General features: G+C 35.9%; 13 protein-coding genes and 3 tRNA genes. 3 read left to right on the top strand and 13 right to left on the bottom strand.

The window, feature by feature from the left end:
* Position 1: 1 nt before the first annotated feature.
* From QSJ81_RS06690 to nadE, 3 genes are read right to left on the bottom strand one after another with little or no spacing between them, the layout of a single operon-like run.
* Entirely contained in the window at positions 2-1,570 is a 1,569-nt protein-coding gene (locus QSJ81_RS06690) for a class I adenylate-forming enzyme family protein (protein ID WP_285716634.1), read from the bottom strand.
* A gap of 33 nt (positions 1,571-1,603) precedes the next feature.
* The gene (locus QSJ81_RS06685) at positions 1,604-2,554 is read right to left on the bottom strand and encodes an adenine nucleotide alpha hydrolase family protein (RefSeq protein ID WP_285716633.1); all 951 of its coding nucleotides are present in this window, start codon (positions 2,552-2,554) and stop codon (positions 1,604-1,606) included.
* A 40-nt stretch (positions 2,555-2,594) separates the two neighbouring features.
* A complete protein-coding gene (gene nadE / locus QSJ81_RS06680) occupies positions 2,595-3,593 on the bottom strand; it encodes an NAD(+) synthase (protein WP_285716632.1) in 999 nt (332 codons plus the stop codon).
* 913 nt (positions 3,594-4,506) lie between these two features.
* On the opposite strand from nadE, the gene QSJ81_RS06675 reads away from it, so the two are divergent.
* The 3 genes from QSJ81_RS06675 to QSJ81_RS06665 all read left to right on the top strand — a co-directional run bounded on the left by QSJ81_RS06675 (position 4,507) and on the right by QSJ81_RS06665 (position 6,123).
* Entirely contained in the window at positions 4,507-5,202 is a 696-nt protein-coding gene (locus QSJ81_RS06675; RefSeq protein WP_285716631.1) for a FadR/GntR family transcriptional regulator, read from the top strand.
* Positions 5,203-5,335: 133 nt separating this feature from the next.
* A complete protein-coding gene (locus QSJ81_RS06670) occupies positions 5,336-5,695 on the top strand; it encodes a sulfite exporter TauE/SafE family protein (RefSeq protein WP_285716630.1) in 360 nt (119 codons plus the stop codon).
* Complete coding sequence (locus QSJ81_RS06665; protein WP_285716629.1) at positions 5,692-6,123, top strand: sulfite exporter TauE/SafE family protein; 432 nt, start codon at positions 5,692-5,694, stop codon at positions 6,121-6,123. The genes QSJ81_RS06670 and QSJ81_RS06665 overlap by 4 nt, the downstream gene beginning before the upstream one ends.
* A 142-nt stretch (positions 6,124-6,265) precedes the next feature.
* On the opposite strand, the gene QSJ81_RS06660 is transcribed toward QSJ81_RS06665, so the two are convergent.
* From QSJ81_RS06660 to QSJ81_RS06615, 10 genes are all read right to left on the bottom strand, one after another.
* Entirely contained in the window at positions 6,266-6,787 is a 522-nt protein-coding gene (locus QSJ81_RS06660; RefSeq protein ID WP_285716628.1) for a gamma carbonic anhydrase family protein, read from the bottom strand.
* Positions 6,788-6,996: 209 nt separating this feature from the next.
* Positions 6,997-7,146 (bottom strand): hypothetical protein, encoded by a 150-nt coding sequence (locus QSJ81_RS06655; protein WP_285716627.1) that lies wholly within the window; start codon positions 7,144-7,146, stop codon positions 6,997-6,999.
* A 325-nt stretch (positions 7,147-7,471) separates the two neighbouring features.
* A tRNA-Arg gene (locus QSJ81_RS06650) sits at positions 7,472-7,548 on the bottom strand.
* 21 nt (positions 7,549-7,569) lie between these two features.
* Positions 7,570-7,643, bottom strand: a tRNA-Gly gene (locus QSJ81_RS06645).
* Positions 7,644-7,665: 22 nt separating this feature from the next.
* Positions 7,666-7,742 (bottom strand) — tRNA-Pro (locus QSJ81_RS06640).
* 228 nt (positions 7,743-7,970) lie between these two features.
* Entirely contained in the window at positions 7,971-8,729 is a 759-nt protein-coding gene (gene sdhB, locus QSJ81_RS06635) for a succinate dehydrogenase iron-sulfur subunit (protein ID WP_285716626.1), read from the bottom strand.
* 17 nt (positions 8,730-8,746) lie between these two features.
* A complete protein-coding gene (sdhA, locus tag QSJ81_RS06630) occupies positions 8,747-10,498 on the bottom strand; it encodes a succinate dehydrogenase flavoprotein subunit (protein WP_285716625.1) in 1,752 nt (583 codons plus the stop codon).
* 22 nt (positions 10,499-10,520) lie between these two features.
* Positions 10,521-11,135, bottom strand: coding sequence for a succinate dehydrogenase/fumarate reductase transmembrane subunit (locus QSJ81_RS06625; protein WP_285716624.1), 615 nt, complete (start codon positions 11,133-11,135; stop codon positions 10,521-10,523).
* A gap of 303 nt (positions 11,136-11,438) precedes the next feature.
* Positions 11,439-11,996 carry a Fe-S-containing hydro-lyase gene (locus QSJ81_RS06620; protein WP_285716623.1) on the bottom strand — a complete coding sequence of 186 codons (558 nt, stop codon included), beginning with the start codon at positions 11,994-11,996 and terminating at the stop codon, positions 11,439-11,441.
* A 14-nt stretch (positions 11,997-12,010) separates the two neighbouring features.
* A complete protein-coding gene (locus QSJ81_RS06615) occupies positions 12,011-12,856 on the bottom strand; it encodes a fumarate hydratase (RefSeq protein ID WP_285716622.1) in 846 nt (281 codons plus the stop codon).
* Between the last annotated feature and the right edge of the window lie 175 nt (positions 12,857-13,031).

The raw sequence follows: 13,031 nt of genomic DNA, 5'->3' as shown, positions 1-13,031 counted from the left end.
CTTAAGCTATCACCCCACGGTGATACATATCTTTTAAAATACTTCTTTGGAGTTTTCCACTTGATGTTTTTGGCAATTCATCAACAAAACATATAACCTTGGGGATTTTATGCATAGGCAGCTGCTGTAGACAATACTTTATTATGCTTTTTTTATCTATTTCATCCTTTTTCACAATACATGCTACTATTTCATTACCTATATAATCGCTCAATGCCTCGCTACCTGAATGATCTTTACAATAACCTATAACCGCAACTTCCAATACTTGAGGATTTTGCATAATTATTCTCTCAATTTCTAAAGGAAAGACCTTTTCTCCCCCAACTTTTATCATGTCATCTTTTCTTCCTTGCACATATAGATAACCTGCCTCATCAAGCCATCCATAATCTCCTGTTATAAGCTTATTCCCACCTTTTAATTTGTGGCTGGTTTCAGTAGAATCGTTCCAGTATCCTCTCATTATATTCGGACCTGATGCAACAATATCTCCCAACTGTCCAGGCGGCAACAATTCCCCTTTATTCCCGACAATTTCAATAATAACATCTTTAATCGGCCTACCAACAGCACCTTTTTTTGTTTCTAATTCTTCAGATTTTAGAATTGTTAGTCTTGCCGTTGCTTCTGTCTGCCCATACATTATAAACACTTTAAGTCCGGGAAATAATCTCATCAACTCTTCTATAATCCAATCTGAGATGGGTTCACCAGCAAACGTCACATAACGTAATGCCGTCAAATTACGTTTACCTATATTTGATCGTTTTAAAAGCATAACGAAGTTAGAAGCCACGCCAGCCAGGCTATTGCACTTCTCCAAATTATCCAAAATTAGATTAGGGAACAAAGAGTTGTGATTTAGTGTCAATGTTGCTCCTTTATCCAAATGACTCAAAATAAGCGAATTTCCATAAGAATAATAAAATGGAATAATGACTAACATGTTATCGCTGCTATTTATACCAATCCTTTCATTTATCGCTTCCATGTTCGACAGTAGATTCTTATGAGTTAAACACACTCCCTTTGCTTTCCCCATCGTCCCAGATGTATATAAAATTAATATTGTGTCTTCTTCATTTATCTTATTACTTTGAAGGTAATCCCGACTATAACCGTGGTTGACTAATGCCTCTTTAAATGAAATACAATCATCATCCTCAACGTAATCACCTGTTTCATTACTAAATGTGCAATCCACTACTACGATTTTTGACTTTGGATGAATATCGTTTAAATTTGTTCTACTTTTACTATCAGTAAATAACAGACTGAAACTGCAATCTTTAAGAATGTGTTCAAGCATTTGTCCCTTTAATTCTGGATTAACAGGAACTGCAATATGACCAGCGCGTATTATTGCGAAATAACAGATAATATATTCAATAGAATTTTTCAACATTATTCCAATAACACTTTGGGGAGGAAACTCGGATAAATATCTTGATACATTATACGATTTGTTTTCCAAATCTAAAAAAGTAAGTACCCTATGATCGCTTTTTATAAAAACATTGTCGCCGTATAAATGAGCACTTTTATATAAAATATCATGTATCAACATACGATCGACTCCTTAAAATGCAAAATAATTTAATCATAATAATTCATTTACACCCAATTTTTCTGCATTTGCGGATACCATCTCTAGACAATATCCATTCTTCATTTTATTTAAAGCCGCTTCTCTGCTGATCATGCCTTTTCTTATTAACTGACTAGCGTCTTGAATATAAGGATTATATCCATATTGTTTTTCGTGAAAATAATTTGCAAGACTATTTAGCAAACAATTAGTTGAATTTGCATCAGTATCTGAGGGTTTTTCCCATCCAAGTTCGCTCAATACTTTATTTATATTGTCCATATTGTAATCATTGAAGTAAAGCGGATTTATATAATATGGTATATCCGAAATATGATGTTGCATTTCATCTTTCGTAATAAAGTAATTATATATATCATCACCTACAGCACCAACCAATTTATCGGTAAATGTCTTCTGAGACGCCAATAGAAAGTCAGGTGGCAATTTTACTATCGCAGACTTTTTTGAAATTTGCCCCGGATCCCACCCAAAGACTATCATCGGTATTTTCTTTTCAAGTGCAAGTTTTAATGAATTATATTTAACAAAATTTATACAAGAGTTGCAAATAGCAGATGCTCTCTTTACAGCTGCATGAGAAAAAAAATCATTGGGTAAAATGCACGCTCTGAATACATTCTTCATTACATCAAATCTAGGTTGAAAAATAATATTGTCTACATTTAGGTTACTAGTTACTTTTTGTATATTTTTCTTTGCGTAATCCGATAGAAATCCATTATCAAAAGTGTAAGTCAAAACGTTAAGTTTATATTTTTCTTTTAATAAATACAAAGTATACGTACTATCTTTGCCACCGCTATAACATAACAAACAATCATATGATTGTTTATTCTTTATATTTCCTATTATTTCTTCAAAGTTCTCATCAAATGATGCGATTTCATTATTATCATCCGCTACATTTGTTCTGCAATAATTACAACTCCCATCTTCCATAAATGAAATCCCAGGATAATTTTCATTTAATATACATTTATTACAAACCTGCATAATTACAACTCGCTTTCTGTAAAGATATCGACGGAGGTAATTCTTTTAAGTAATATGTATTTCTTTGCTTTATTAAAAAATCTTTGTATAACCTTTTCACTTTTTCTTCCTCTAAGTTTAGAAGATTAGCGGCATTATTACTAGATATCTCATTTGTATAAGCATACAAGGCTTCATCCAATATATTAAATGGCAATGAAAAGAAAAACTCATCGTCACTAACAAAAGCGCTAAATACATCTGGTGAAGGAGTACGGGCAATAATCTCATCTGGAATTGCAAGATGCCGTGCTAATTGATAAACTTGGGTTTTATATAGATGAGATATTACTTCAAAATCAACCCCGCCATCACCATGCTTACAAAAATTCCCCAGTTCATATTCTGATCTATTAGTTGTACCTGCAACGAGTTTATTATGTTTTTCTGCAAACTGATACAAATAAATCATCCTAGTACGCAACTTAATGCTAGTCGCTGCTTTTATGGAATTATAATCTTGTAAGCTTAGTCGTCCTTTAAAAACCTCTTCACCATTTTTATTTTGAACAATTAATGAATAAAAATTTATTTGATCTTTTTCTAATAAATTTTGTGGCAAAACAATTTTAAACGAATAAGAATCATTGAAATCCATAAAGTACTTTTTTACTATATTATTCGCTGCACTATAAACCTCAAAAGATTCTAATGCATTAGTAATATCTTTTACTACTAACTCGCATCCAAGAGAATCTGTTACCCGTCGAGCAAAAACCAATGAATCTTTACTAGATTGTTTTTCCGGTAAGGATACTGCTATAACATTTTCCTTACCTAAAGCTTTTATACAGAGTGATAATGTTACAGCAGAATCGATACCCCCACTAACACCCACAACTGCGCCACTTTTTTTAAACTTGCTATGAACACAATTCTTAATAAAATCGATAATCTTTATTGTCTCTTTCTCGCAATCAAGTTGCAATTTTATACTATTATTCATATTTTTACTCCTCCAATAAATTTATTATCTTGCTTACATCATCAAACTAGACTTCAATTTATTTCTGCTACTATATCTGAATATTCCTTACTTCAGTACCATCTGATTAGAAATGAACATTTTATTAAACATAGGTCACCACCCTTTAAATATAATATCATCATATGTTTAACTCCAAATTATACCTTATATTTGTTAAGTAATCCTCGTTTTAGGACATTAATTCAAAAGATTTATTATTTTGCCCAACTACTCAGCTACTCTTTTTTTTATTTTATATTCCATCTCCCTTGCTCAATAATTAAATTTTATTTTTTCCTTTATTATACTATAATGTTTAATTTTGTCAATTTTTTTATCGTATATTATACAATCTAACGTGAATAATATACTCGTCTGAAATAAATGCAACGTTTACATTTGTTAAATATAATATCATCATACGTTTAACTCAAATCATACTTTATATTTGTAAAGTAATTCTCGTTTTAGATATTAATTCAAAGGATTTATGATTCTGCCCAACCATTTAACTATCTTTTTATTTTTTTCTATTCCCATCTCCCTTTCTCAATAATCATAACATCACCGTCTATTTTTACACTTTTATTATACTCTAATGTTAAATTCTGTCAAATGTTTTCTATATTGAATTTTATCATAAAACATAAATAGTAATGGATTTATACACTACATAAATGGTAGTGTAAATAAATTCAAAGGAAATTCTATTTAAAAATGGGAAAGATTCTATACGTAAACGTATCCGTGGATAAAATCACTAAATAATAATCAAGTCCCCTGCTATTGTTTGTTATTGCGCCCGCGATTCACTCAATAATTCGAATTTATTGACAATTTCTCCTAGTAAGTAATATAATTAAATATTATATTACTTACTAGGAGAGATTATATGAATCTACCAATAGGATTAAAAATAGTTAAACGTAAACGGTTGGTTGATGAAGTTATAAAACAACTTCAACAGCAAATTTCTTTGGGACTTTATCCAATCGGAAGTAAAATCCCGCCGGAATCAGAACTTGTAACTCTCTTAGGAGTTAGTCGCACCACACTACGTGAGGCTATTCGAGTGTTATCCAATACAGGACTCCTTGACGTGAGACAAGGAGACGGAACATATGTTCTTGCGCGTTGCAGGGATGTTGAGCCCTTTGAACAACGTCTTCGAAGAGCTAGTCTATTAGAAATATATGAAGTTCGCCAATTACTAGAAATGGAGATAGCTAAACGCGCAGCTACGCTGCGAACAGAGGAACACTTAAACGTAATGCGTGAAAGCTTGAGGAAAAGAATAGATTCTCAAAAAGCAGGAAACATTCGCGAGTATGTGGAAAGTGATATTGCTTTTCATAATGCAATTGCAAGTGCAAGTGGAAATAGTATTTTATCTGATTTATATCTTGCTTTTTCTAATGTAGTCAGTGACGCTTTAACTAAACTTGTCCAAGACACGGTCCCTTTAGATTATGAAAATATACTTAAAAGTCATCAACAACTTTTAAAAGCTATTGAAGACAGAGATGAAGAAGAAGCTAAAAAATGGGCAGTCGCGCATTTGAACAAAATTATAAGTCGCTTAATTTAAATTTATATTTATCATCATAGTTTGTGGCTTGACAAACATATGATGATAATATAAATTCAAACATATGATGATATTACTTTTTTCGGATAAAATAGTTTCATTTAATAACAAATCATTTATGGAGGGATGACTAATGGAAAAAAAGATTAAAGCTATACTGATTGGGCTTCTCGGTGGGTTGGCTGGCGGATTAGTAGGCATCGGCGGAGGAATTATCATGGTCCCTTTAATGCTCTATTATTTAGGCTTTTCTCAGCATGCCGCCAATGCCACTTCTTTAGCGGCTATTGTTCCTATCTCGGTCATAGGTGCTAGTATTTATGGCTTTTACGGGAATATGGAATTGACTCTAGCAGGTCTGTTCGCAATTGGTGGCATAGCGGGAGCATATTTAGGATCGGCGCTCATGCCCCACGTTAAACCAAAAATATTACAACGTATGCTGGCTATTGTGGTTATAGCGGCATCAATAAGGATGGGATTTGATTTATGATGATAATATTAGCTATCTTGACAGGTATGATTACTGGTATAATTAGTGGTATGCTGGGGATTGGCGGTGGGGCAATCATGGTTGTTATCGCCATTGCTCTTCTCAACGTTTCTCAACACGTAGCACAAGCTGCAGCTTTAACAGCTATCATTCCAACCGCATTAACAGGAGTTTACAAACACCATCGCAATGGTCTGATAAATTGGCAGATAGGACTTTATATGTCCATAGGCGGTGTCATAGGAGGCTTAGTGGGTTCTTATGGGGCCAATATAATGGATGAAGTAGTATTACGTAAAGTATTCAGCATTTTTTTTGCATTAATAGGCATCAAACTTTTAGTATCTTCCTATAAAAAAGATACTAAAGAAAAAGCACATTCTTCTAGCAGTGATAATTATAATACGAATTCCCAAAATTCTAGATAATAACAAAGATAAGTGAAGGTATTGCTTTTTTCATCTCTAATTATAGTGAATTAAGTATTATCTGAACTGAACCCCTTGTATTGAACATTTATAATGTTCAATACAAGGGGTATTTTTGCATTTAGCTCTTAGGTGTCGCCCCTTACAAATTTAAAAGGTAGGATTGAGCCTTTTCACTATACATAACGGCCAAGTGGTGAATTACTTCAATGTCTTTCTCTGTCACCGTACGTAAAATCTTACTCGGCGATCCCATTACCACTGAATTGGGTGGAATTTTTCTTCGTTCGCTAATAACGGTCCCAGCACCAATTATGCAATTCTCACCAATCTCGCTATAACTTAAAATTATCGACCCCATACCAATAATACAATTATCCCCAACCCGGCAACTATGCAATATAGCGTTGTGCCCCACAGTAACATAATCACCTATAACAGTAGGTTGATCTTGCAGAGTATGAATGGTCGAATTATCCTGTATATTTGAATACTTTCCAATACGAATATGGCTCATATCACCTCGAACAACACTATTAAACCATATACCAGAGTTAGCCTCAATAATTACATCCCCAATAATATATGCGCCCTTAGCTATAAAAGCCTCATTATCCACTTGAGGAAATATGTTTTTGTAAAGCAACAAATTAGTTTTATCCATATTATGCCTCCTATTTTGCTCATTAATTTACTAATTTCTACTTATCTACGTTAAATTCCTCCCATTTAATTGAAAATATTCAATTAAATTACTTTATTGATTTTAAGCAATGCTGTTAAGTTATTTATTCTTATTTAACTAACTATTAAGTTTACTGCCAATATCCATAGACCACTGTCAAGCCATACTCCCAACATCATTACTTTAATTTAAATTGGGCAGCCATATGAGAATACTACCAATACAATGTGTGTGAACAGAGCAAAAAAAAAAAAACTGAGGCCCACTACCTCTTTGACTGTTAACCCCTCTTCTAAGCGCATTCTGACAGCTTCTTCTTTAATTTTTTTTCCAGACATAACGAAACCTCCTATGGTAGTTATTTTCATCCTACCGCAGGAGGTTTTTTCTTTCATCTTTCATTTTAGGGGTTCAGTTCAATTAAGGGATTTCAGGTGTTTTTAAGCCATATGCATAGTCCAGTTGAGATGAATATACAAAGCTTACCACCTAAGACCTTCTTATTTTAAGTACTGATGATAACGTTATCACCTATCGAGACTTTTAGTATCTTATATTTCATCTTTATACATACAGTAACATAGATTTTATATAGTATTGCCTTCCTACTTTAAAATAAGAAAAGCCTTCAAGGTAATTCCCCTTGAAAGCTTGAATTGACAATGGTGTGCCTGGAGCGATTCGAACGCCCGACCCACGCCTTAGAAGGGCGTTGCTCTATCCAGCTGAGCTACAAGCACATATATTTTTATTGATACAAATGGAGCGGGTGAAGGGAATCGAACCCTCGTAACTAGCTTGGAAGGCTAGCGCTCTACCATTGAGCTACACCCGCATATAACATGAAACAAATTTGATGGTCGGAGCGGCAGGATTCGAACCTGCGACCCCCTGGTCCCAAGCCAGGTGCTCTACCAAGCTGAGCCACGCCCCGTTAATCACAATATCTATTATACCGCAGTGTCAGTAGTTTGTCAACATCTTTTTTTAAGAAGTTTTCTTTCTTCCACTCATAAATTAGTTGTAATCAAGTTTTGTCTTGATCACCCTTAACTCACTTAACTATAATAACATAATGACTTTATTATGTCAAGAACCTTGTAAAAGAAAAATCTACATTGTATCCAAAGATACAATGTAGATTTTCTTCTCACCTTACAGCTTATTTATTAAATAAGCTCTTCAGTGCTTGCTTATTTGTATCACGATTCAGTTTTGCGATATACTCAGTCAATTTAATCTCTTTCGGACATGCTTTTACGCAGTTTTGGCTATTACCGCAACTTGCTAAGCCGCCTTTTTCCATCAATGCATCCAAGCGCTCTTCTTTCTGATATTCACCAATTGGGTGCAGATTAAAGAGGTGTGCTTGTGCAATAGGAGCAGGCCCAATGAACTCAGAGCCCTGATTTACATTTGGACAAGCATGCATGCAACAACCGCAAGTCATGCAACGAGAAATCTCATAAGCGGTAGTTGCAGTTTTTGGATTCTGACGCGGAGCATCATTATGGACTTCCCAAGTTCCATCTACATCTACCCATCCGTGTATACGTTTTAAACTATCAAACATTACCGAACGGTCAATCGCAAGGTCACGGATAACAGGGAAGGTTCTAGCAGCACTCAAACGAATTGGTTGTTCTAGATGATCAATTAGAGCAGCACATGCCTGTTGTGCTTTACCGTTGATGACCATCATGCAAGCGCCACAAACTTTTTCCAGACAATTACATTCCCAAACAACAGCAGTTGTCTTTTTGCCGTCTTTTGTTACAGGGTTCTTTTGAATCTCCATAAGAGATGCAACAACATTAAGCGCAGGGCGATAGTCAACTTCAAACTCTTCTGTATAAGGTTGGGAATGAGGACCATCTTGTCTTTCTATAATAAAATGTACTTTTTTCTTTGTTTCTGCCATTATTATTTACCTCCTTCTTACTCTTTCTTAGCAACAGCATAGTTACGAGGACGGGGTTTAACTAATGAATGATCAAAATCAGCATAACTGATCTTAGGCTCTGCTGTTGCCTGGTCATACTCAGCGACTGTGATTTTCATAAAGCGTTCGTCATCACGGGTTGGAAATTCGCGTTTGTAGTGAGCACCACGGCTTTCATCACGCATACGTGCTGCTTTGGTTACAACTAAAGCGTAAATAATCATATTACGAAGCTGTCTTGCGAACATACCTTCTTGGTTCGCCCAGTTTGATTTATCGTCTACACGGATATTGTCCCAACGTTTAAGAATTTTCTTTACTTCATCGAAACAATAATCAAGGTCTTTGTTCACACGTTCAATGGTAACGTATTGGTTCATTAAATCACCAAGTTCATGGTGAAGCTGATGCGCATTTTCTGATCCATCCATTTTTAAGATAGCATCATATTCTTCTTGGCACTCTTTTGCTGCTTTTGCTAAATCTTCATCAGTAAGTTCTGAGCCTTTTTCTCCTTCTTTAGCCCAGCGCATAGCTTCCGGACCGGAAACAGTACCAGAATAAGCAGCAGAAAGAAGTGAGTTTGCACCAAGACGGTTTGCACCGTGATATTGATAATCACATTCACCAGATGCCATAAGACCAGGAATGTTTGTGTTATGTTTTGTATCTACCCAGATACCGCCCATGGAATAATGAACGGATGGATAAATTTGCATTGGAACTTTACGTGGGTCATCGCCAACGAATTCCGTATAAATTTCCAAAATACCGCCTAATTTACGTTCAAGGTAATCTGCTGGAATATGAGAAAGATCAAGATATACTTTGTTTTCACCATTAATACCAAGTTTTTGATTTACGCATACATCGTAGATAGCGCGAGATGCCACGTCACGAGGTACAAGGTTGCCATATGCAGGGTACATTTCTTCTAAGAAGTACCATGGTTTACCATCTTTATATACCCAAACTCGTCCGCCTTCACCACGGCAAGCTTCAGACATCAAACGGTTTTTATCGGAACCAGGAATAGCTGTTGGATGAATCTGAATAAATTCAGGGTTACCAATAAGAGCGCCTTGCTGATATACAGCAGATACTGCTGAGCCATTACAGATTGTCGAAGCAGTACATCTACCGAATACCATACCAGGACCGCCTGTTGCAAGAATAACCGTATCAGCACGGAAAGCTTTGATTGCCATAGAATTCATGTCTTGTGCTACGACACCGCGGCAAACGTTTTCTTTATTTTTAATAATTTTAATGAATTCCCAGAATTCATATTTCTTAACAGCACCTTTTACTTCCCATGCACGAACTTGTTCGTCAAGAGCATAAAGAAGTTGCTGACCTGTTGTGGAGCCAGAAAACAAAGTACGTTTATTTTTCTGACCACCAAAATTACGAAGGTCAAGTAAACCTTCTGGTGTACGAGTAAATGTAACGCCCATACGATCGAACATTTTAATTAATTTTGGAGCGGCTTCACACATGCCTTTTATTGCAGTCTGGTCAGCAAGGAAGTCACCACCATAAACAGTATCATCAAAGTGTTCATGGATAGTATCATTTTCACCCTTTGTATCCATACAAGCATTCATACCGCCTTGTGCACAAAGGGAATGAGAACGTTTTACGGGGCAATACGAGAATAATTCTACTTCTCCGCCAGCTTCACAAATTTTAAGTGTTGCCATGAGGCCGGATAAACCGCCGCCAACAACTATAATTTTCTTTTTCACTAAGCTCTCTCCTTACTTTTAATTATTTCACAAAGTGCGTAAGAGCAGTAAGCCCTACACTTGAAATGAGTACAAATAATGCCATAGTTGCAATGCTTACGATACGTTGTCCACGCGGTCCTGCAACAATGCCCCAAGTAATTGAGAAACCCCATAAACCATTGGTAAAATGGAAAATGGAAGATAATAGTCCAATTACATATAAAGCAAAAGTTAGAGGATCAGACAATACTTTATGCATAAAGTCGTAGCCAATCAGATGACCACCCATTGCCTTACCGACAATACGTAAAGTCCATACATGCCAGATAATAAAAACAAAGGCAATATAAGCAGTTATACGTTGTAAGTAGAACATCCAGTTGTTCCAATACCCATACTGAGTAGGATTATTTTTCGCTTTTAAAGCATATACCACACCTAGTATACCGTGGAATGCGATAGGTAAGCCGATAGCGATAATTTCAATTGGAACCAAAAACGGCATAGAGGCAAGTGCCGCTACTGACTTATCAAAGTTAGCTGGCCCCCCAATTACTGTTGAAACAGTAAATATATGCTCCAATAAAAATGCACCGATTGCGACAACACCTGAAAGAGAATGAATACGACGGATCCAAAAATCTAAATTGTTCATGCTTTTACCTCCTGTAATATTTACATAGTTGACATATAAGATTGCCAACATACTGTACAAATAATGCTATTTCGACGCTAGTCTGGTTTTTCCTTCATTGGTTTTTTAACAACTGTGAAATTATTCGCAAATAATCATTTCCAATTATTAAGTTTGATTAATATTGCGGGAGCACCTTAGTAGCTACTTGCACCACCGCAGGTATCCACTAAGGTACTCCCGCAATACAGAGATTCTAAAAAGTGCTAACGATAGTTAGCTTGTCCTAGTACAAACCGATATATTTACTAACAATAGCAATTACTATATTTTGCGGTAAGGTTTTTGACCTTCTTCATAATAATTGTTGCCATCACAGTCAATCGCTACGATTGCAGGGAAGTCTTCCACAGTTAGTTTAGCTAACGCTTCCGCACCTAGCTCAGGATATGCTAACACTTCATAAGCTTTAATGGTTTTTGCGATTAGTGCTGCTGCTCCGCCAATGGCTACCATGAAAACAGTACTGTTCTTTTTCATCGCTTCCACGACTTCTGGAGAGCGATAGCCTTTACCAATCATACCACTAAGACCTTGTTCGATCATTTGTGGCGTATATTTATCCATGCGGCCAGCAGTGGTCGGACCAGCTGAACCAATAGGATCTCCAGGTTTAGCTGGTGTAGGTCCTAGATAATATACAATCTGATTTGTAAAATCTACAGGCAATTTCTCACCACGATCTAATGCTTCTGTCATAACCTTATGGGCTGCATCACGAGCACTATATATAGTTCCAGTAATTAGAACACTATCACCAGCTTTTAAGGAACGAGCCATTTCTTTTGTTAATGGAGTGGTAATACGTTTTACTTCTGCCATTTTCTCTACACCTCCTACAGTTCAACTTCAGCATGCCGTGTGGCATGGCAGTTAATATTAACAGCAACTGGTAATCCAGCAATGTGGGTAGCAAAATATTCAACATTTACTGCCAATGCAGTCGTTACGCCACCCAAGCCTTGAGGGCCTACGCCCGTTTTATTAACCATTTCTAGCAGCTCTTCTTCTAATTTGGCATAATCAGGATTTTCATTGCGTTTATTCACGGAACGTAATAACGCTTTTTTAGCTAGTATTGTAGCTTTTTCCATGGTACCACCAATACCAACACCAATGACCATCGGAGGACAGGCATTAGGCCCAGCTGTTCTTACTGTATCAAGAACGACTTTTTTTACACCTTCTATACCGTCAGCAGGTACTAGCATTTTTAAAGCACCCTTATTTTCACTACCGAAACCTTTTGGTGCTAATTTAATTTTAACTTTGTCCCCAGGAACAATGCTAGTATGTAATATAGCAGGGGTATTGTTGGTTGTATTTTTACGGTTAAATAAAGGTTCGCCAACAACTGATTTACGTAAATAGCCTTCAGTATAGCCTTTAGCAACACCAGCATTTACTGCCTCTTCTAAACTACCACCTACAAAATGAACATCTTGTCCTACTTCCATAAATATTACTGTCATGCCAGTATCTTGGCAGATAGGTCTTTGTTCATTTTTAGAAATATTAGCATTTTCCACTAATTTCCCAATAATTTCCTTACCAAGGGCTGATTCTTCTTTTCTTCCAGCTGACACTAACGCATCATAAACGTCCTCGGATAAATAATAGCAAGCATCCATGCACATCTTTGCTATCGCCTGAGTAATTTGCTCTACCTCAATTGTACGCATGCTCATCCCCCTATTCTAATATACAAGTGTATTATATCACAAACTTTTCAGGTAAACCACTTAATTGCTATGATAAGATAAAATTTATAGAATATTTGCGTTATGTAATTTCTACCATAGCAACGAAGAAATGTTTAATTTCCATGGCTACCTGGCGGCATTTTGACCAATGTCA

This window comes from Pelosinus sp. IPA-1, assembly GCF_030269905.1.
Lineage (GTDB): Bacteria > Bacillota > Negativicutes > DSM-13327 > DSM-13327 > Pelosinus.
The sequence above is the reverse complement of the archived record's forward strand: the minus strand, read 5'-3'. Positions and strand labels throughout refer to the sequence as shown.

Bases quoted from the DNA above. Each gene is read 5' to 3' on its own strand.
- QSJ81_RS06690 (WP_285716634.1), bottom strand. From the start codon at position 1,570: ATGTTGATACATGATATTTTATATAAAAGTGCTCATTTATACGGCGAC.
- QSJ81_RS06685 (WP_285716633.1), bottom strand. From the start codon at position 2,554: ATGGAAGATGGGAGTTGTAATTATTGCAGAACAAATGTAGCGGATGAT.
- nadE (WP_285716632.1), bottom strand. From the start codon at position 3,593: ATGAATAATAGTATAAAATTGCAACTTGATTGCGAGAAAGAGACAATA.
- QSJ81_RS06675 (WP_285716631.1), top strand. From the start codon at position 4,507: ATGAATCTACCAATAGGATTAAAAATAGTTAAACGTAAACGGTTGGTT.
- QSJ81_RS06670 (WP_285716630.1), top strand. From the start codon at position 5,336: ATGGAAAAAAAGATTAAAGCTATACTGATTGGGCTTCTCGGTGGGTTG.
- QSJ81_RS06665 (WP_285716629.1), top strand. From the start codon at position 5,692: ATGATGATAATATTAGCTATCTTGACAGGTATGATTACTGGTATAATT.
- QSJ81_RS06660 (WP_285716628.1), bottom strand. From the start codon at position 6,787: ATGGATAAAACTAATTTGTTGCTTTACAAAAACATATTTCCTCAAGTG.
- QSJ81_RS06655 (WP_285716627.1), bottom strand. From the start codon at position 7,146: ATGTCTGGAAAAAAAATTAAAGAAGAAGCTGTCAGAATGCGCTTAGAA.
- sdhB (WP_285716626.1), bottom strand. From the start codon at position 8,729: ATGGCAGAAACAAAGAAAAAAGTACATTTTATTATAGAAAGACAAGAT.
- QSJ81_RS06625 (WP_285716624.1), bottom strand. From the start codon at position 11,135: ATGAACAATTTAGATTTTTGGATCCGTCGTATTCATTCTCTTTCAGGT.
- QSJ81_RS06620 (WP_285716623.1), bottom strand. From the start codon at position 11,996: ATGGCAGAAGTAAAACGTATTACCACTCCATTAACAAAAGAAATGGCT.
- QSJ81_RS06615 (WP_285716622.1), bottom strand. From the start codon at position 12,856: ATGCGTACAATTGAGGTAGAGCAAATTACTCAGGCGATAGCAAAGATG.